The organism is Paenibacillus hunanensis (genome assembly GCF_034055775.1).
GTDB lineage: Bacteria > Bacillota > Bacilli > Paenibacillales > Paenibacillaceae > Saccharibacillus > Saccharibacillus hunanensis.
Genome location: NZ_CP139194.1, coordinates 2,758,934 through 2,780,462, shown reverse-complemented (window position 1 = coordinate 2,780,462; position 21,529 = coordinate 2,758,934). Strand labels below are relative to the sequence as shown.

The following is a 21,529-nucleotide window of genomic DNA, read 5'->3' as shown; positions in this document are numbered from 1 at the left end:
CGAATCTATCATTCATTCTCCTCAGTGCTGCGTGATAAGCAGCCGTAGCGATCTATCCTGGTAATTCACAATACTTCTTATTGAAACTTTACTTCTATTGAACCGTTACGTTCATCGTATGAAGCTTTTACCTTAATCTTAGCCTACCGGAGTCAATTGCTCTGGCTTGATCTCACGATAGACAGGATGCCACATTGCATTACGTACTGCATCCTCTACATCTTCCGGTGAATAGCGTGCTACACCATCTTCTACGGCTGCTTTCGCAACAGCAACCGCTACTGCAAATGATACGGATTGCAGATCACGAACGTGTGGCAACAGGGATGCACCTGGTGCGGAAGAATCCACTGCATGTGCAACCGCATCGGCTGCCGCAGTGAACATGCCTTTTGTGAATACTTTTGCCTTCGTTACAATTGCTCCGAGTCCCAGTCCAGGGAATACAAATGCATTGTTCGATTGACCGATCTCATAAGTGACACCATTATATTCAACCGGTTCAAATGGGCTACCTGTAGCGATTAGCGCTTTGCCATCTGTCCATTTCAACAGATCAGCAGGTGTCGCTTCAGCCAGTGGTGTTGGATTAGACATTGGCATGATGATTGGACGCTCTACATGCTTCACCATTTCTTTGATAACCTCTTCGCTGAATGCACCAGTAACGCCGGATGTACCAAGCAGGATCGTTGGTTTCACCTGTTTGATCACTTCGAGCAGGCTGATCTTACCGTCAGCATCAGTTGCAAAATCACGAACCTCTGCCGCAGGACGTAGATACGGTTGCTGGAAGCCCAGTACACCTTCGGTTTCATCCGTCAGCAGACCACGATAGTCATATGCCCAGAAGCGACGCTCTGCCTCTTCCTGTGTCAGACCTTCCGTAACCATCGCATCTCGAATCTGATCAGCATTACCGATACCGGCAGCTCCTGGTCCAAAGATCAGTACACGGTGGTCACGAAGTGGTGTACCACTAACCTGTACCCCAGACATAACCGCTGCGAGAGTTACAGCACCTGTACCTTGAATATCATCATTAAATGTCAGCATATGCTCACCGTATTTATTAATGATATTACGTGCATTCACATTACCAAAGTCTTCCCAATGCAGTAATACATTCGGGAACAGCTTGAGTGCCGTTTGTACATAACGATCGATAAATTGCTCATAGCGTTCACCGCGAATCCGTTCATGGCGGTTACCTACATACATTGGATCGTTTAATAGCTTCTCATTGTTCGTGCCTGCATCCAGTACAACTGGCAATACACGCCCAGGGTTGATACCTGCTGCTGCTGTGTACACAGCCAGTTTACCGATTGCGATATTAATACCGCCTACGCCCCAGTCTCCGATTCCGAGGATACTTTCCGAATCCGTTGCTACGATCAGATCAATATCGCCAGGGTTAATTCCGCTATTACGGAACGCTTCTTCGATTCCGTCCATGTTGTCAATCGAGAGATAGACGCCGCCTGGCTTATGGTAGTGCTGGCTATATTCCTGAATCGACTGACCGACAGTCGGTGTGTACACGATTGGCAGCATCTCACTCAGATGCTCGCTCAGCAAGCGATAGTACAGCACGACATTTCGATTCGACAGGTCATCCAGCATAATGTTTTTACGCAGATTGCTCGATTCATTTTGGAACTGTTCGTAAGCACGTTTCGCCTGCTCTTCAATCGTTAAAATCGTTGGTGGCAGGATTCCGTTCAATTCGAGCGCCTTACGCTCTGCTTCTGAAAATGCTACGCCTTTGTTCAAAATTGGATTGGCGAGTACATCTTTACCACGCAATACCGTTCTCAGCGATCCATCATTATCAAGATAAAAAGCGTTCATAGTTAACAGCCTTCTTTCTTACTTTTTTGAATATTTAATTACTTTTCGTAAACAACCATCAATCACAGTTACTATAATAGTCTCATTTTGACATATTGTAAAGGATAAATTTGAACATTTTCTATCAATTTCGCATTTATCATTGACAAAAACTATTATAAATTTGAAAATACAACATTTTTATTTCATGTTTGCGCAAATTTTTATTTTCATAAAATCGTTTACATTTGTCTAAAACGTGACAAAACCAGCGTTTATGCGCTATAGCAAAAGATTGGAAAAATAAATCAAAAATAATATAATGATAGTCAAAAGCAATGATGAAGGGAGAAACGTATGGAACTCAGACAATTGGAGTATTTTGTAGCGGTATGTGAGGAGCTGCATTTTACACGTGCAGCTGAGCGGCTGGGCATCACACAGCCTACACTCAGTATTCAGATTCGTACGATGGAAGAAGAACTGGGGATGCAGCTATTTGACCGAATCGGTAAACGTATTACGCCGACCGAAGCAGGATATATTTTGCTCAAGCAGGCGCGAGGCATTTTGCTCAAGCTACAGGATGCGTACGATGAGATCAATGGATTGCGTCAGTATGATGGGGGAAATCTAGTCGTCGGATTGATGGCTGCGGAGCTGGATTATCGGCTAACCCCGATTCTGATCGACTTTCATCATCAATTCCCCAAAGTCCATTTGAAAATTCATTCTGCCATTGAGGTTGCAGATATGGTCATTAACAATCAAGTCGATGTGGGCATTTCTTTAATGGAGACGAACGATCCGCGGCTGACAACTATTCCACTCTATGCGGAGGAGTTCGTACTTGTAGTGTCAGAGCGACATGAACTGGCTGGTCGCAAGTCGGTTACGCTGGAGACGATCGGGAATCAGCCCTTGATTGCCTACCCGAAGGGCTTCAAGGCACGCGAGCTAATCGAAACGCATTGCCGGGATCATGGGCTTAATCTCAATATCATAGTAGAAACGTCAACAGCTTCATCGTTGTATGGGTTTGTTCGTTCCAATGTGGGAGCCTGCTTACAGCCGTACTCTCTCTCCCATTCCCTTAATGATCCAAGCCTGCGTTTGATCAAAATTGAAGACTTCCCTCCTCTGCGCCAGATTGCGATCATGCATCGGAATGATAAGTTCCTCGGCTATGCAGCGCAGCAGTTTATTCAGCTGGTGCAGGGACAATTAAAAAAGGATTAGTCTTGATGCAATATATACCAGATCCGATACGATCTGTACGATTGGCAAATGTATGCAAGCTCATATGATGTGATTGCTACACTACAACATACCTTGCTAGAATTCTAAATACTTTTTCTATTATAGTGATTGTAATCACAAGCCCACCTCCTTATCCACGATATGCTGAATTCAGCATAGAGCGATACGTACCTGTGGATGACACCAGTCATGTTAGACACACATCGAGTCGCAGGATCAGGAGGGTTTATAATGCAAGCTCAAGACACTTTTATGGATGGGACACCGATGTTTTGTTTTCAGTGTCAGGAAGCTGCCAAGGGAACAGGCTGCACGATTAAAGGCGTGTGTGGCAAGACCTATGATGTCGCCAATTTGCAGGATTTATTATTGTATTCACTGAAAGGCATCGCCTGGCTTGCCCAGCATTCGGTAGCTCCTTTGTCAGCTGAACTGGAAAAGGAAGTCGATCTATTCATTACCGATGCGCTATTCACAACAATTACGAATGCTAATTTTGACAAGGACTTCTTTTTCCGGCATATTCGTTTGGCGCTGGAGCTACGTCAGCGCGTGTATGAAACGTACGCATCTGCTGCTCAGCCGAATGTCACATTACCTCATGCTACAACATGGACTGGACAAACGGATGCCGATTTGGAGCAAATCGCCATGACGGTCGGTGTACGCCGAACAGCGAATGAGGACATCCGCTCGCTACGTGAGCTGATTATGTATGGACTTAAAGGTATGGCAGCCTATACGTATCATGCGGAGCATCTGCATTATAGCAGTGCAGAGGTTGACCGTTTCATGCGCCGTGCGCTGGCAGCTACACTGGACGATACACTTGGCGTGCCTGACTTACTCGCTTTAGCAATGGAGGCTGGTAAATACGGTGTGGATGCGATGGCTATGCTGGATCAAGCGAATACGAGCACATATGGACACCCGGAGATTACAAAAGTAAATATCGGGGTTGGTCAGCGTCCAGGTATTCTGATCAGCGGGCATGATCTGCATGATATGGAGGAACTGCTCAAGCAGACCGAGGGTACAGGTGTGGATGTGTATACGCATAGCGAGATGCTGCCTGCTCACTACTACCCTGCCTTCCGTAAATATGAACATTTTGTCGGCAATTACGGGAATGCCTGGTGGAAGCAGACGAGTGAATTTGAATCGTTTAACGGCCCGATTCTCATGACGACCAATTGTATTGTGCCGCCTAAGGATAGTTATGTAAACCGTCTGTATACAACGGGTAACACAGGTTATGCAGGTGTACAGCATATTCCTGCTGGAACAAATGGACAGCCGAAGGACTTCTCCGCATTGATCGAGCAGGCGAAGCAGTGCCCGCCTCCAACAGAGCTGGAGCAGGGTGAGATTATTGGCGGCTTTGCCCATCATACCGTGATAGGATTAGCCGATCAGATTGCCGAAGCGGTACAAAGTGGTGCGATCAAGCGCTTCTTCGTCATGGCAGGCTGCGATGGACGCATGAAATCGCGAAGCTATTATACCCGATTTGCCGAGGAGCTGCCGCAGGATACAGTTATTCTAACGGCAGGCTGTGCAAAGTATAAATATAATAAGCTTCCACTTGGCGATATCGGCGGTATTCCGCGTGTGCTTGATGCCGGACAATGCAATGACTCCTACTCTCTCGTTGTGATTGCGATGAAGCTACAGGAGATGTTTGGACTGGACGATATTAACGATCTGCCGATCTCCTACAATATCGCCTGGTATGAGCAAAAGGCAGTCATTGTCCTGCTATCGCTACTTTATCTCGGTGTTAAAAATATTCATCTTGGCCCTACATTACCTGCTTTCCTCTCTCCTAATGTGGTGAATGTACTGGTGGAAAACTTCGGCATTGCAGGTATTACGACTGTAGAGGAAGATATGCGCGTTTTACTGGAAGTGTAGGGCTTGATGTGTATCTTAGTTCCGTAGTTCAATGGATATGCTGGATAATCGTAACGGAATGGGCTAGTCGTAATACACAAGCATGAACCAATGTTCCAATTCCAATACCGACTATCGAAGTTATATTATTCTCTAAGCAGCAATCACAGCTCCTTCACTATGGAGCATTGATTGCTGCTTTTCTGTCACGGGTAATAATGGAGGAAGCAATACGATTAACGATACTGAAGGAGGCGCAATGATGGCACAATTTCCAGAAGAAGTGCAGCTGACAGATCGCAAGGAACGTGAACAGGTAGGTAAACAGATTAACGAAGGCTTTGCCCGCGTTGAAAAGCAAGAAATGCCCGGTGGAGTAGCTGATATTCCCACGCAGCCTGTCGCTCCAAAGCTATCTGAGGATGATATTCGTCGTCTGGTGGGCGAGGGTAATTTTCAATCTGCCAAAGAAGGCGGGCAGCATAATTCGATTAATAGTTAATAAAGAGTAATCAAGACGATATGAAGTTGTGTTAAGTCACAATCATTATCCTGAACGATAGGAATAGAAACGCGACATATTTTATATAGTTATGAACCAAAAAGCCCTTTTCTGATTGCGCAGAAAAGGGCTTTTATTCGTTTATAAATCATTTTTCAATTGATTATTGTATAACTAACCAGCTAGCCAAGAATCATACAACCCGAATCGCTACCATGACCAATGCCTGTTGTATGCACAATTGGTATCCCGCGCGTTGCTGTTATTTTCAACACATAATCAAGTAACGCATCTCGCTCACCATATTGCTCCAGCTCGGTAAATGTACCTAGCAGCAAACCAGAACACTCTTCCAATGCGCCTGTCTGCGCTAGCTGATCCAGCATCGAGATAATGCGTTTTAATCTGCCACTCAATCCCTCTAGCATGATCACACGTCCGCGTGCATGCGGGAAGTTGGGCGTGCCTGCCAGCTTGAGCAGACAGCGCAAATTGCCACCGATCAGCTCGCCGTTCAGATCCTCACCGCGCAGAAATTCAAAATCAAGATCGTACAGATCATTCCCACCACTGAAAAAGGTCGCATAAAACTTCTGTCGCTGCTGCTCCCCATGCTGACGTACCAGGTTCATCACCTGATAATGATAGCCGCCCACACCTGTACGTGCATAGATCGCATTCAGCACAACAGATAGATCGCTCATACCGAATAACGGCTTACGGGAACGTGCAATTTGATCAAAATCGAGATACGGCAGGATTCCATTCGCCGAGTCGCCACCCGAAATATCAAAGATCGCTTTTACATTCGGGTCTGCACATAAACGATTGAGCTCGGCTGCTCGCTCTTGCGGACTACCACTCCACCCATACTGCATCTGCATAATCGTCTTCGCTTCTTCCACGCGTAAGCCCCAGCCACTCAAATGTTGAATAAGCTCATCTACACTATTTCGTTTCCCCCAGGCAATGCCGTCCGAGCAGGAGATCAGCGCGACGGTATCGCCATTTTTGAGCTGTAATTGTGACATAGGAACGCTCCTTTGCGATAAATATAGTTATAAATGGTATCAGAAATGGATAGATCGTGCAGGTGTACGGCAAGCTTGTACAGATGGTACCCTGTAGGGTTAGAGGCTATATCTACTATACAAGCTTGAGCACACCTGAGAACGTTCTGTAGCTATATTATTCTATGTAGCTTGATATGGCTGAAATGATATAATTATGGGTTAATCTTATCATTGCTCACCAAGCTGGAGCAAGTAAGGAACATACGCAAAGGAAGCTTTTCAGCTATAGAGGTTGATCGCTATTATAGCGATTCTCCACTCTATGCGAAAAGCTTCGTTCTTCGTTATTTATATCATTATAGCCTCATAGCCTCGTATAAAGTTCTATTTTTGCAAATCATGCAATTACAAAATTATCGGTAGTAAGGCGAATACCGAACCAACGATGCAAGCTCCTCCTAGCTCGATCATACCTACCGTTCTCGTTCGTAGCTTTCGCTGTGGTAACATTATACTTCGTAATAGAAGTAGTGTAGTTGGAACGAGCAGCCACAGATTCCACCAGCCTGCAAGCACTAGTATGATAACGTGATAACCGACAGACAGGCGATAATAGAAGGGATTGTTCTTTTCACGAATCATCGTTTTGACATATACTGCTGTTCCGCAAAAGTACAGCACCAGCATCACGAATAGCTGACTTGTCATGCGCCAATTTAGCTCCTGTCCCATATAAGCGACTGGATAAATAAACGAGCAAAACAGTACAATCGCCAGTACATCATTGAGCAATGCCCGTTCCTTACGCGCACGTGCAAAATACATATTTGGAATGAAAAATAACAGCAATACTACGCCATACCATAGCAACTCAGGCTCCATCCAGACAATAATGCCCAGCAATGGCAATAGCAATCCACCATACAGGAGGGTCGGCTGACGATATCGTTCACTGCGACCTGTCTTGATCCATAGCAATAACGGGAAGCTGAATAAATACATCGTCAGCCAGCATAGAAATAGCGGAATGTGTAGCCAGCTCGCTCCAGATAGACTCATCCCACATAGAAATGGCAATACCAGCATCGCCCAGGCTCCATGTTGATTCGGAATATATCGATTCATCTTAACCACCGATGTAAGACATATTGATTTTTCCCTGACGTGTCTGCTGCGCTGGATCAGCCTCGCTACGTTCATCGGAATATCGATCCAGTCGATGCTCCCATACACGCTTAATTGACTGTAGCAAGAAGGCATCATCGGCGCCACGGCGCATCAAGGAACGCAGATCATATCCTTCTGTCGCAAATAGACAGGTGTATAGCTTTCCTTCCGACGATAATCGCGCCCGTGTGCAGGAAGAGCAAAACGAATCCGATACCGAGCTAATAAAGCCAATCTCTGTAGCTGTACCCGCATAACGATAGTAGCGTGCGACTTCACCATAATGATGAGGATCAACCGGCTCCAGTGTATAGCGTGTACGTAGCTGCTGCAAAATCGTCTTCTCTGGCACTACGTACCGTTGTTGCCAGCCGTTATCATTGCCTACATCCATAAATTCAATAAAGCGCAGTGTAATGCCTCGTTTACGAAAGTAGTCTGCCATCGGCACGATATCGACATCATTCAGCCCTTTTTGTACGACCATATTGATCTTAATCGTGTAGCCAATCGATTGGGCATAGTCGATTCGTTTAAGAATCTGCTCTGGCTTAATACCACGACCATTCATATAGCCAAACCGTCGTGGATGCAGTGAATCAAGGCTGATATTCAACCGACGCAAGCCTGCATCATAAAGCGGCTTTGCCTGTGCGCCAAGCAGCAATCCATTGGTTGTTAAGCCAATGTCCTCTACTTCGGCAATAGCTGCAATCCGGCTGATCAGCTCAGGCAGACCGCGGCGAAGTAGTGGTTCGCCACCGGTTAACCGTACTTTGCGCACGCCTAGACCGACAAACAGGCGTACTAGCCGCTCCATTTCGTCAAATGACAGCAGCTCCGAGCCATGCATAAATGCGTAATCATCGCCAAAAATCTCTTTTGGCATACAGTATCGGCAGCGGAAGTTGCAGCGATCGGTCACGGAAATGCGTAGATCGCGCATCGGTCGCTCCAGCAGATCAGTAGACGGATTCATGATAAAGGACTCCTTTGTATTGTGATCGGTATAGTACATAATCGTATCAGTAATTTCTCATATATCGATGTAGCCTAGCTTGGATAACGCATCAATAATCTGCTTATATTTTCACATGTAGCATGTAATGAATGAAGCGTAGTTCATATCCTTAGGAGGATCGGTTCGGATGCTCGGTTAACTCGCTGAATGTACCAACATACCGGATATCTTTGCCAGTGGCATCCTTGACCGCACTAATGTTGAGCCATTGCACGTATTCTTCACCATTTTTGCGGCGGTTCCAGATAGCGCCCTGCCATAAGCCCTTTTGCTTAATATCCTTCCACATTTGCTCGTAAAAATTCTCCGGCTGACGCCCCGACTTTAATATACTCGGACGCTGATTCAGCACGTCCTCCTCTGTATAGCCCGTTAGACGGGTGAAGGCAGGGTTGACCGTTTTGATATAACCTTTAGGGTCGGTAACGAGAATGCCCTGTGCTGTAGACTTGAATACATCGGATACCAGTGTCAGCTTGTCCTGATAATACATCCAGACGACAATAATCAGACTCGCCAGTGCGACCTGAGACAGTAGCATAAAGCCAATCGAATATTGCCCGGTTAGTCCGTGAATTGCAGCTAGCATCAGCGGCGGGAAGAAGCCACCCAGACCGCCCATCATGGATACAATCCCGTTTGCAATGCCTGCCTGCTTGTTAAAATAGAACGGCACCAGCTTGAAAATAACTCCGTTTCCGATACCCGCACTAACCGCAATCGTTAGACAGCCAACCGTATACAGACCGATCGATGGCGAAAAGGCAAGCAAAATGGCAGCCAGTGTATATACTGCAAAGGTACACATAAGTAGAAACAACGCTTGAAAGCGATCCGCTAGCCAGCCACCAACCGGACGCAGAAATGTCGCTAATGCGATAAATCCGGCAGTACGAAGTCCAGCATCTACCTTATCCAGCTGAAAATTGGCAACGAGAAAGTTCGGTAGATAGACGGTAAAAGCGACAAATGAACCAAAGGTAATAAAATAGAATAACGAGAAATACCAGAGCTTTTCATTTTTGTATACGCCCTTGATCTGTTCGATGATTGGTGTTTTGACCCGCGCTTCCTTGCGATCACCGAATAGGAAGTTTAGTACGATAAATACGAGCAGCAGCACTAGATACAGACGCACTGCTGATTGCCAGCCGATCTGCGATGCTACAACAGGCGCGGAAAAGGTCGTGATCGCTGTACCGATATTGCCCATACCGTATACACCGTTAACCAGACCATGCTTTTCGCGTGGATAGTATTTGGGCAATGACGTAACGCCTACGGAGAATACCGCGCCACCAATCCCGAGGAACAGCCCACCAATGATCAGATCGGTCATAGATGAGGCGATGCTAATGTAATACACCGGGAATAACAGCAAAATAAAGCTAATCATAAATACGACTCGCGCACCGACAATATTGGCATAATACCCGAGCGGAATACGCAAAATCGAGCCAAGCACGACCGGAATCGCCGTTACAATCGCAAGACTCCCCTGCGGAATGCTAATATCCTCTTTGATAAATGGCATCAGTGAGGAGATGATAACCCAGACCATGAATCCCAGTACCAGATTCAATGTCTGCAAAGATAACTGCATCTTTTTGATCATTCGATTCACCCTTTACTCTCGACTGTTCTGTTTTCGTAAGGCAGACATGTTGACACGATAGTGCTGTCATATGAACATTGCTGCGCTTGAGCATATAAATATGGGTAGACCAAGCACATACTCGCGCACAGATAAGCTCGGCGTTTTGCTGGAGTATAGATCTTCTATTCAGCTCATCTACCTTGTGCGAAAGATCACATGCACCGCTATAACTTTATTCATTCCTATCTGCTTACTCTTCCCTCTCATTGTAGAATTTTGACGACAGGTTGGAATATAGGGGAGTACCCTGACTATGCAGAGGGAATGCCCGTAACCGCAGTAAGGGATGAAATGATCGTATACACAGACTGAATCGTTCGTTTATTTTGGATATAAAAAAACCTGTCATGATGACAGGTCTAATGAGCATTTTCTATTCCAGCCTCCAGCTAACGTTATGCTAAGCTAGCGCGATACATTGATGAATTTCACTTCGGAAAAGCGGCGATTCGACTTTTCAAGTAATATGCTCGGTTGATTTTTTAAATAGTGATCGAAGAAGTCTACCATATAAGCATTCGTGATCTCATTCGCTCGATCAGGTGTCATTTTGCCCGTAGCCCCAATTAGCTTAAAGCCAGGAGAGACGAGCTGTACATCGGTAAAATTAAGATGCTCTGTATTCGCTATGGCGATCACCCCTCCACCTGCTGCGACTGCTTGTTGCATCCGCTCTAGTTCCAGCTGCTTATCGTTCATCATGCCATCCTCCCACTCTCTTGTGGAGCCCTTCTGTTCCAGCTCTATATCTGTATAGACGTGGTGATCGATCACCCTCTGTATCTCTTGCTCATTACTTGCCGAGTTGATGAATAGGAAGGGTTTACGTAGAGCCTCTCTGTCATGCAATCGATATAGACCTCCATCCAGATCAATACCGGCTGTAATACGCGGATCATATGCGGCATCGTATGCAGTCGCTCCACCAATGGAATGACCGAATATGCCAACATGCTGGAGATCAAGCCTCCCCTTGAGCGAACTGGTGACTTGCCCAGATTGAAGCAACTGTAATTGATCCAATACAAATGTCACATCATCGGTTAGTATCTGCCCCAACTTGTCACGTTGCTCGCTTTCGGTCTTATAGTCATGACTCGGTGAAAATAACTCGTCACTTCTATTCGTGATTATGCTCCCGTCTGGAAGCTGCGTGGCAATGGTATTATCGGTATGGTCGATAACCGCTACTATATATCCATGACTTGCGAGCTCCTGTGCTTGCACTGTATGGAAGAATCGAGAAGAGCCATTCCCAGGATTCCCGATAATAAGCGGATAGGTCTGCTGTGCTGAAGCGACTTCTACGTCTGCATACGCATAACTGGACACATATTTTAAATGCTGAAAAGTAAACTTAGGCAATCCGTAATACTGAGCTATATAAGGCAAAATCGCAGGGTCGGCAATCCATGGCCTATACGCTCCCTGACTCGCTTGAGCTGGATACCAAATCTGAACGATTAGCTCTCGATTGCTAGTTCCTGTCGGATCAAATGGCTCTTTTCGATTCATGTCTACAAAATGAAACGTCTGTGTGCCGACCTTGAACTCACCTGTTGGTGCTGGCAAGCGAAACACAGGGAAGACATACAATAACCCTGCTGTCACAATAAACTGCAATACAATAACTAGATAAAAGAACTGCTTCAATCTGCGCGGAATAGTAAATGATACTCCTTTTACAAAATAACGACATCCGTTAATCATAACCAGTATGATCGTAGTGCCATAGAGCAAAAGCATCTGTATTCGGTACCCTTCTACGATCCACTGTAATACGAGTATAACGAGCACAATGATACTACCAGCTCCAAGCAAGGCTTTACGACGTTTAGGATAAAACACAACCATGCATACAAACAATACGATAGTAGACAGAACAAGCAACAGCTCGAATAACCGCATCTCCATTCTCCTTTGCATGCTCATTTTCATATTGCTATGATCTCGCTTAATAATTACAGCAAAGCTAGATGGTATACCAACGTGTACCACCGCTACACTCTATGTAAAGACAGCATTTAAATCCAAAATGTATCCATTACATTGAACGAGCAATAAAAGAACAACAAAAAACCACTGGTATGCCCAGTGGCTCTGTAATGTTCTCGCTCTTACCATTCCAAGCTTAAAAGTCCAAAATCTTCTTGCGCAGCGCATACTCCACCAGCTCAGGACGACTTTTCAGGTTGAGCTTTTCCATAATTTTGGCTTTATGCGCTTCTACCGTTTTCACCGAAATGAACAGCTTCTCCGCTACATCCTTATTACTGTAGCCCTTAGCAACCAGTGGCAAAATCTCCAGCTCACGACGCGACAGCACCTCATACACATCCTCTGAATCCGCACTTGTATTCGTCTTAACAAATTCGCGCACGAGCGAGGTAGCGAGCTTCGGATGAATGTACGTGCCTCCTTCGTGAATCGTACGAATCGCCAATAGCAACTCCTCATCCGGTGCATTTTTCAAAACATAGCCAGACGCGCCATTGCGTAGAACGTGAAACAGATATTCTTCATCATCATGCATCGTCAGAATGAGAATACGCGTATCTGGATAATCCTCCTTGATCTTGCCAGTAGCGATCAATCCGCTCTCACCTGGTGGCATACTCAGATCCATCAGCAAAATATCCGGCCCATGCTTCGCCACCATCGTATAAGCCTCGATGCCATCTGCTGCTGTGCCGACGACCTCCATATCAGGTTGAAAATTTAAGATCATCGCGAATCCACTGCGGACGATCGCATGATCATCGGCAATTACGATTTTCATCATTGTCCCTCCCCGTGCGTGTTGCTAATAATCGGAATATCCAGCGTAATGCGTGTGCCTTTACCCTTTTCCGAATAAATACTTACCTTACCGCCCACCAGCTCAGCACGCTCCTGCATTCCATACAGACCAAGCCCGGTGCCGATCGGATCATCCGCTGGATCAAAGCCATTACCGTGATCCTCTATGATTAGCCATATCCGTCCATTTTCCTCGCGTAGCATCAGCTCAATATGATCCACATCAGCATATTTGAGCGCATTCAGAATCGCTTCCTGTCCAATCCGGTACACTACGGTCTCCAGCTCACTGCCATAACGCTGTTGATCCAGATTCGACTCAAAGCCAATCGTGACCCCATAGCTTTGCTGAATTCGTTTGAAATGCGAGCGAAACGCTGCCTCCAGACCAAAATCATCCAGCGCCGCTGGACGTAGCTCAACTGCCAGATTCCGAATATCATCCAGTAGACGTGTCATCGATTCCTCGGTTTGACGCATTTTCTTGAGCAGTTCTTCTTCACCGGTCATATATTTGAGCACACGCAGATCGATCACCGCGCTCATTAGCTCCTGTGCGACACTATCGTGCAGCTCACGCGAGATACGGCGACGTTCATTTTCCTGCGCATGAATGACATGCTTCATCATCTTATTCTGGTAAAAGCTTTCCTGTGTCTTGAATTGCTGCGATAGATCGCGCAGCATCAATACATGTACGTCCTCATCGGCAAGCGTATGGTACGAAGCTGCATACGGAATAACTCCTTTGCCAACTGTATCCAGATACACTTGAAATGATGAGAATCGCTCGGACTCTGGATTGGTAAAGTAGCATGCAATACACGTACGTAATTCTGTTTCACTCATATAGCCACGGCACACACGACAGATTGTCTCTGCATGTCCTTCATACAATTGGCGTAATACCTCATCATCTACAATGCGTTCTGCTGCTGGATTCATATACAATACACGACCAGCTGTATTAAAAAAGAAAATCGCTTCCCTGCTCTGACTGTACAGCTTGCTCATCAGTCGATTGATCTGTTCTTGCTCATGCATGGGCTTCAACTCGGGGTGTACTCCTTTCCATTCAGCGCTCCGATACCAAGATGCGCCAGCTCGTTCAGCTCCTGCATCATCTGGAGCGTGACACGCTGATCATTGCGATATCCACCTAGCAGCACACCGGCGACACGGGTATCATTCCATACGGGAACTGCACCGAGACTTGTTAGCCGTTCGGTACGAATGATCGGATAGTTAAACATCGCATCTCGTGGCACATCCTGCTCTACCGAAGCGAACATGAATGGCTTGCCTGTTTTGAACACCATACCGGCGATACCACGTCCGCTTTGTAACACAATATCCTTAAACCGCTCGTTCCGATTACCGGAAGCGTACTTCCATTTGATCACATAATGATATTCTGCGGGCTCTGCCAGCGCTAATGCCATAAAATCATAGCCGAACAACGCACGAATCTCATCCAGCTCTCGCTGGTAATTCACTTTATCGTTCATTCACTCGCGCTCCTAATACAAGAGGGAAAGAAGGCAGCGCCCACTTTCCTCAGCTCGATTTATGTCTTCTATAAAGGATATAACTTCTACCGATATAATTCAATGGAACACTCCACACATGCACAAGACGTGTAAACGGCCAGAAGGCGAAAATAGCGAATCCAGTCAGCGCATGAATTTTGAACGAAACGGGTACATTTCGCATGAGTGACGCATCCGGCTGTAGGATAAATAATCCACGGAACCAGATCGAAATCGTTTCCCGATAATCAAAATCGGGCTGTACTGCATTGGTGAATAAGGTCGCATACATACCCATGAACACAATGAATAGCAGCAGCGTATTAACTACAAGATCGGATGCACTGCTCAGCTTACGCACACTGCGAATCGTAAAGCGGCGTGAAGTAAGGATCAGCATACCAATCAGCGTAATCACACCGAACAGACCACCGCCATATACCGCGCCCATATGATACAGATGCTCGCTCACACCCATCGCCGTCATCCATGAAGCAGGAACGCCCAGACCGACCACATGCCCCATAATGACCGGAATGATCCCGATATGGAACAACATACTACCCAGCATCAGCTGCTTTTTTTCAATAAACTCACTCGACTTGGCTGTCCAGCTAAATTGATCGGTACGATATCGGAAAATATGCCCGACCACAAAAACGACCATACATGCGTACGGGAAAATCACCCATAAAAACTGCTCAATCATGTTCACTCACCGGCTCCCCCTGTGTGATGCATGCCTTCAACGTATGACGTAGCGCCCGCACCAGATGTACATATGGACTGTTGTACTTGCCCAGTGCCTGCACCAGATGATACGTACCATCTTCCAGAATTGCCATTGGCATACGGAGATTTTGCGCAGCCGATGGATGTCCACGCCAGTCAGCGGCATACAGGAATTCGCACATGAGCGGCAAGTAATCGGGCAGTTCCTCATCAGGCATTTCGAGCCCAAACATTTCGTATAATAGCTTGAGCTTGGCAAGCATCTGTCCACGCTCACGCGCTTCTTCGAATTTGAAATACGTCATATACAGCGCACAGTCCTTCTGAAAATCAAACGTCTCTGTATACATCTCCTGAATCTGCTCCATACTGCGCTCCTGCATAAGCTTCCAGTATCGCTTCGCCTCCTCCGCACCCGGATGATCCGGTGCAAAGGATTCTTCCAGCAACTGTGGATGAAAATCCAGCTTCTCCGGGTACATCAGCTGACGTGCAAAAAAGTGAAACGACGGCTTATACGTATATAGCTGCTCCAGATTAATCACGCCAGATCCCTCCGTAGAAATTCTCTTCATAGATCGTTTTGCCATCCTTATCGCGTCCCGGGCTAAACGAATCAACAGCACTACAGCCGCTACAGCCACCATCCATACCCGTCCCCATATTGCCCATCATATCGCCAAAGCCAGCTGAGCCTTGAGCACGGTATGGATTCATATGCCCTTCCTTGTGCGAGGTCGGAATGACGAACCGATCATCATATTTTGCAATCGCCAGTAGACGGTACATTTGCTCGGTTTGACGTGCGGTAAGCCCAACACGCTCCAAACGCTGTTCATCAAAACGATCTCCGGTCAGCTTAGCGCGCATGTATGAACGCATCATTGCCATCCGTTGCAGTGCTTCTTTAACCGATTGACTATCTCCTGCGGTCAGCATATTGGCAAGATATTGAATCGGTGTACGCATCTCCTCAATCGCCGGGAAAATCAGATCGGGATGTTCAATCGAATCTTTACCTTCAAAATAATTCATAATCGGGCTCAGCGGCGGTACATACCAGACCATTGGCAGTGTGCGATACTCCGGATGAAGTGGGAACGCCAGCTTGTATTCAATCGCTAGCTTATATACTGGCGAATTCTGTGCTGCTTCAATCCAGTCGGCAGTGATACCATCCTTTTTCGCCTGTGCGATAATGTCAGGATCATTCGGGTTCAGGAACAGCCCGCATTGTGCTTCATACAAGGCTTGCTCATCCTGAATCGATGCGACCTCCTGTACACGATCCGCATCATACAGCAGCACGCCGAGATAACGAATACGTCCGGTACAGGTTTCTGAGCAGACTGTTGGTAAGCCAGCCTCGACACGTGGGAAGCAGAATGTACATTTTTCGGCTTTGTTCGTCTGCCAGTTAAAATAGACCTTTTTGTACGGACATCCGGTCATGCAATAGCGCCAGCCGCGGCAAGCCTCCTGATCGACGAGCACGATACCGTCCTCATCGCGTTTGTACATCGCACCGGATGGGCATGAGGCGACACAGCTTGGATTTAGGCAATGCTCGCACAGACGAGGCAGGTACACCATAAATGATTTTTCAAAGTTAAACTTGATCTCTTCCTCAATCTTCTCGATATTTGGATCAAGCGGGCCGGTAATATGCGCTCCTGCCAGATCATCCTCCCAGTTCGGGCCCCAGTTCACTTCCATCTTTTCGCCCGTCACAGCGGAATGTGGACGTGCTACCGGAGAATGCTTTTTCTCCGGCGCTTGCGTCAAGTTCTCATAGTTATATGTCCATGGCTCGTAGTAGTCCTTCATTTCTGGCATATCCGGGTTATAGAAAATTTTACCGAGTGCGACTTTGGACAGCTTATTGCCGGATTTTAGCTCTAGCTTTCCTTTACGAAGCTGCCAGCCGCCCTTATAAATGCTCTGGTCTTCCCAGCGCTTCGGATAGCCTATACCCGGCTTGGTCTCTACATTGTTAAACCACATATATTCGGCGCCCTTGCGGTTGGTCCAGGTCGTTTTGCACGTCACACTACAGGTATGACAGCCGATACATTTGTCCAGATTCATGACCATGGCGATTTGTGCTTTAATCTTCAAGCCAGTTTACCTCCTTCATTTTGCGAACCGCGACGTATACGTCACGCTGGTTACCGATCGGGCCATAGTAGTTGAAGCCATAGCTGAGCTGTGCGTAGCCGCCTACCATTTGCGTCGGTTTCATATGAATGCGAGTCGGCGCATTATGACTGCCACCACGTGTATCGGTAATTTCCGAGCCAGGCACGTTGATATGCTTGTCCTGCGCATGATACATGAACATCGTGCCGCGTGGCATCCGATGACTGACCACTGCGCGTGCGGTTACCACTCCATTGCGGTTGTACACTTCCAGCCAGTCGTTGTCGTTAATATCGCTGGATGCTGCATCTTCGTTATTAATCCAAACGGTAGGCCCGCCGCGGAACAAGGTGAGCATATGCTGATTATCCTGATAGGTGGAGTGAATATTCCATTTGCCGTGCGGTGTTAGGTAACGCAGTACGAGCGAATCCTGACCGCCCTTGATCTCACGATCACGTGGGCCGAATACCATCGGTGGCAATGTCGGCTTGTACACTGGCAACGATTCACCAAATTGCTCAAAAATCTCATGATCAATATAAAAATGCTGTCTGCCCGTCAGTGTACGGAATGGAACCAGACGCTCAATATTCGTCGTAAATGGTGAATACCGTCTGCCCTGCTTGTTGGAGCCGCTGAATACCGGTGTCGGGATCACTTCACGCGGCTGTGACGTAATACTCTGGAATGTAATCTTTTCTGCTGCACGATCGGCAGAAATGTCGCGTAGCTCCACCCCATGATCAGCTTCGGCTTGCAGGTATGCCTTTTGCGATACCCGACCATTCGTTGCTGACGATAGATGCAGAATCGTATCGGCTGCCTGACGTGCCGTTTGTAGCTTGGGCAGACCGTTCTTGATTGTTTCATCATAATGCACGCCGTTGAGCAGCTTCAGCTCTTCGTATTCCTCGGCTACGGAGAAGTTCACACCGTGCGCGCCTGCTTTACCTGTTAGCAGGTTCGGACCGAGCGAGGTGAATTTATCGTGAATTTTGGTATAATCGCGTTCAACGATGCTAAAGTTCGGCATTGTTTTACCTGGCTTCGGTTCAATCTCACCTTTCACCCAGTCCTTCACTATGCCCATCGGCTGTGAAATCTCACCCATCGAATCATGCCCAAGCGGTGCAGTTACAAGGTCTTTGTACACGCCTGGCAGATGCGTCTTCGCCATCTCCGAGAACGTTTCGGACAGACTCCGGTAAATGTCCCAATCCGAACGTGCTTCCCAGAGCGGATTGACCGCTGGATTAAATGGATGCACAAATGGATGCATATCCGTAGAGGACAGGTCGGTCTTCTCATACCAGGTGGCTGCGGGCAGGACGATATCGGCATATAACGGTGTCGTTGTCATACGGAAGTCGAGCGCTACCATCAGATCAAGCTTGCCCTCTACATCCTCACGCCATACGATTTCCTCTGGCTTCTGCTCTTCATTGGGACGAGCGATCAGATCATCCGATGCACCGAGCAGATGCTTCATAAAGTATTCCTGACCCTTTGCCGAACTAGAGATCAGATTCGAGCGCCAGATGAACAGGGAACGCGGGAAGTTCTCCGGTGCGCCGGGGTCTTCTACAGCAAATTTCGTTTGACGTGAAGTCACCTGCTCGACCGCATGCTTTACGATCTCTTCATTTGATGTTTTGCCTGTACGTGCGGCTTCCTCTGCGAATAAAAGACTATTTTTATCAAATTGCGGATACGATGGTAGCCAGCCTAGACGCGCAGCCAGCACATTGTAATCGGCAGGATGACGATAATGCACTTCATCGCTCGTCGGTGATTGAAGTGAATCCGTGCCACTTTCCTCATACCGCCACTGCTCGGTAGCAAAATAGAAGAATGAAGTCGCATTTTGCAGCCGTGCTGGACCCTGCCAGTCCTTAGCAAATGCCACTGTTGACCAGCCTTCGATCGGACGGCATTTTTCCTGTCCAACATAATGCGCCCAGCCGCCGCCATTTACACCCTGTGAAGCGGTCAGTACAACCAGATTCAGAATCGAGCGGTAGATCGTGTCACTATTGAACCAGTGATTAATGCCTGCACCCATAATAATCATGGAGCGCCCACCTGTATCAAGGGCATTTTGCGCAAATTCACGTGCGACCTGTACGACTACCGAAGCCTTCACGCCTGTCACTTTTTCCTGCCAGGCGGGTGTGTATAGCGATTCAGCATCATCATAGCCTCGTGCATTGTGTGGGCTCTCGATCCGTGGTACACCATATTGACTCATCATCAGATCATAGACTGTGGCGATATAACGCTCACTGCCATCCGCCAGCGTGATTCGGCGTGCAGGAATCGTCCGTGTAAACGTACCATTACCACTGTTATCAAAATAAGGGAATACGATCTCCAGCCACTCATGCTGCTGGCTTGTCATACTGAGCGCAGGCTCGATCACTGTCCCATCTTCACGCTCTAAAATAAGATTCCACTTTACATCCTTTTCCCAGCGTTGACCCATTGTGCCATTTGGCACAAGCAATTCCGCAGCAGCTTCATCATAGATAACAGGCTTCCACTCCGCATGCTCACTATCCTGTCCAATATCGCTGGCACGTAGGAAGCGTCCACCTTTCAATCCATCGCCATGCGGCTCTAATAAAATAACAAATGGCATATCCGTATACTGCTTCGCATAATTTATAAATAGCGGTTCCTGCCGCTGATGATAAAATTCATCCAAAATCACATGCGTCATCGCCTGCGCAATCGCGGCGTCTGTACCTGGATGCGGTGCCAGCCAGTTGTCGGCAAACTTCACATTTTCCGCTAGATCGGGAGCGACAGATACGACCTTTGTTCCTTTGTAACGAACCTCGGTCATAAAGTGCGCATCCGGTGTTCGAGTCAGCGGTACATTGGAGCCCCACATGATCAGATAGCCCGCATTGTACCAGTCTGACGATTCGGGTACATCTGTTTGTTCACCCCAGATTTGCGGTGAAGCTGGCGGCAGATCGGCATACCAATCGTAGAAGCTCAGCATCTGTCCACCAAGTAGCGAGATAAAGCGTGCTCCAGACGCGTAGCTGACCATTGACATCGCTGGAATCGGTGTAAAGCCTGCGATACGATCAGGGCCGTATTTGCGAATCGTATAGATTAGCTGTGCAGAGATCAGATACAGCGCATCATCCCAGTTCACACGCACATGACCGCCTTTGCCGCGTGCTTTTTTGTATTGACGTGCCTTGTCTGGATTCTCCACAATGCTTGCCCATGCTTCAATCGGATCGCTGTGCTGGGCAAGTGCTTCCTTCCATAGTCGTATTAACTTGCCGCGCATATATGGATATTTGATCCGTAGCGGACTATATTCATACCACGAGAAGGTAGCGCCGCGTGGACAACCGCGCGGTTCAAACTCTGGCATATCCGCACCGCAGGATGGATAATCGATCTGCTGATTTTCCCAGGTGATAATGCCATTTTTGACGAATACTTTCCAGCTGCAAGAGCCGGTGCAGTTCACACCATGGGTCGTACGCACGACCTTGTCATGTGACCAGCGCTGGCGGTACATATTTTCCCAGTCTCTATTTTTCTCCTCCAATACCGACCAGTTGCCAGAATAGCTCTCAATCGGCTTGAAGAAATTCAATTTGTATTTCCGTTTCATATAAATGAACACTCCTTTTCCCATGTTCGAATCAACAAACATGGAGTTCAATGAAAAGTGGCAGTCTAAAGCCTATTCCGGTATGTGTTCCGTAAAGGCTATGGTTCGCAAATCACTTGGCGCTATGAACAAGCTCTATGTTTTCATTATGACCCGATGGTGCATTGGCGGACATTAGGGAATTCCCTGTTCCGGTCGGGAAATGTCCTGATATGTCGAATGTGACCCGATCTTCTATCTTCTTCTATCTGTTGCAGAGTTCTGTACCGCCATTACAGAGGTATCCAAATAAATGGATGAATGATCATAATAAAGTTCCAAAATATAATATCTTTTACTAG

General features: G+C 47.0%; 16 protein-coding genes. 3 read left to right on the top strand and 13 right to left on the bottom strand.

Going from position 1 to position 21,529, the window contains the following annotated elements:
* Positions 1-138: 138 nt before the first annotated feature.
* A complete protein-coding gene (locus tag SK066_RS11290) occupies positions 139-1,854 on the bottom strand; it encodes an NAD-dependent malic enzyme (RefSeq protein WP_320544724.1) in 1,716 nt (571 codons plus the stop codon).
* A 336-nt stretch (positions 1,855-2,190) separates the two neighbouring features.
* Between SK066_RS11290 and SK066_RS11285 the strand changes: the two genes are divergently transcribed.
* From SK066_RS11285 to SK066_RS11275, 3 genes are all read left to right on the top strand, one after another.
* Positions 2,191-3,072: a LysR family transcriptional regulator gene (locus SK066_RS11285; protein ID WP_188777514.1), complete on the top strand. Its 882-nt coding sequence runs from the start codon at positions 2,191-2,193 to the stop codon at positions 3,070-3,072.
* A 252-nt stretch (positions 3,073-3,324) separates the two neighbouring features.
* Positions 3,325-5,007, top strand: a complete 1,683-nt coding sequence (hcp, locus tag SK066_RS11280; protein WP_320544723.1) for a hydroxylamine reductase — start codon at positions 3,325-3,327, stop codon at positions 5,005-5,007.
* Positions 5,008-5,245: 238 nt separating this feature from the next.
* On the top strand, positions 5,246-5,488 hold the full coding sequence (locus SK066_RS11275; protein WP_250345232.1) for a hypothetical protein: 243 nt from the start codon (positions 5,246-5,248) through the stop codon (positions 5,486-5,488).
* Positions 5,489-5,670: 182 nt separating this feature from the next.
* On the opposite strand, the gene SK066_RS11270 is transcribed toward SK066_RS11275, so the two are convergent.
* The 12 genes from SK066_RS11270 to SK066_RS11215 all read right to left on the bottom strand — a co-directional run bounded on the left by SK066_RS11270 (position 5,671) and on the right by SK066_RS11215 (position 21,188).
* A complete protein-coding gene (locus SK066_RS11270; protein WP_320544722.1) occupies positions 5,671-6,519 on the bottom strand; it encodes an LD-carboxypeptidase in 849 nt (282 codons plus the stop codon).
* A 387-nt stretch (positions 6,520-6,906) separates the two neighbouring features.
* Positions 6,907-7,626, bottom strand: coding sequence for a YwiC-like family protein (locus SK066_RS11265; protein ID WP_320544721.1), 720 nt, complete (start codon positions 7,624-7,626; stop codon positions 6,907-6,909).
* 1 nt (position 7,627) lies between these two features.
* Positions 7,628-8,647, bottom strand: a complete 1,020-nt coding sequence (gene moaA / locus SK066_RS11260) for a GTP 3',8-cyclase MoaA (RefSeq protein WP_320544720.1) — start codon at positions 8,645-8,647, stop codon at positions 7,628-7,630.
* A gap of 151 nt (positions 8,648-8,798) precedes the next feature.
* Positions 8,799-10,304: a nitrate/nitrite transporter gene (locus tag SK066_RS11255; RefSeq protein ID WP_320544719.1), complete on the bottom strand. Its 1,506-nt coding sequence runs from the start codon at positions 10,302-10,304 to the stop codon at positions 8,799-8,801.
* Between the two features lie 447 nt (positions 10,305-10,751).
* Entirely contained in the window at positions 10,752-12,254 is a 1,503-nt protein-coding gene (locus tag SK066_RS11250; protein WP_320544718.1) for an alpha/beta hydrolase family protein, read from the bottom strand.
* A gap of 223 nt (positions 12,255-12,477) precedes the next feature.
* Positions 12,478-13,125, bottom strand: coding sequence for a response regulator (locus SK066_RS11245; protein WP_229685981.1), 648 nt, complete (start codon positions 13,123-13,125; stop codon positions 12,478-12,480).
* Positions 13,125-14,189: a sensor histidine kinase gene (locus SK066_RS11240; protein WP_229685983.1), complete on the bottom strand. Its 1,065-nt coding sequence runs from the start codon at positions 14,187-14,189 to the stop codon at positions 13,125-13,127. Before SK066_RS11240 ends, SK066_RS11245 begins: the two co-directional genes overlap by 1 nt.
* Before the next feature lie 5 nt (positions 14,190-14,194).
* A complete protein-coding gene (locus tag SK066_RS11235; protein ID WP_320544717.1) occupies positions 14,195-14,653 on the bottom strand; it encodes a GAF domain-containing protein in 459 nt (152 codons plus the stop codon).
* A 49-nt stretch (positions 14,654-14,702) separates the two neighbouring features.
* Entirely contained in the window at positions 14,703-15,383 is a 681-nt protein-coding gene (narI, locus tag SK066_RS11230) for a respiratory nitrate reductase subunit gamma (RefSeq protein WP_188777644.1), read from the bottom strand.
* Positions 15,376-15,951, bottom strand: coding sequence for a nitrate reductase molybdenum cofactor assembly chaperone (gene narJ, locus SK066_RS11225; RefSeq protein WP_320544859.1), 576 nt, complete (start codon positions 15,949-15,951; stop codon positions 15,376-15,378). Before narJ ends, narI begins: the two co-directional genes overlap by 8 nt.
* Entirely contained in the window at positions 15,944-17,524 is a 1,581-nt protein-coding gene (gene narH, locus SK066_RS11220; protein WP_320544716.1) for a nitrate reductase subunit beta, read from the bottom strand. The genes narJ and narH overlap by 8 nt, the downstream gene beginning before the upstream one ends.
* Positions 17,514-21,188 carry a nitrate reductase subunit alpha gene (locus SK066_RS11215; RefSeq protein WP_320544715.1) on the bottom strand — a complete coding sequence of 1,225 codons (3,675 nt, stop codon included), beginning with the start codon at positions 21,186-21,188 and terminating at the stop codon, positions 17,514-17,516. Before SK066_RS11215 ends, narH begins: the two co-directional genes overlap by 11 nt.
* Between the last annotated feature and the right edge of the window lie 341 nt (positions 21,189-21,529).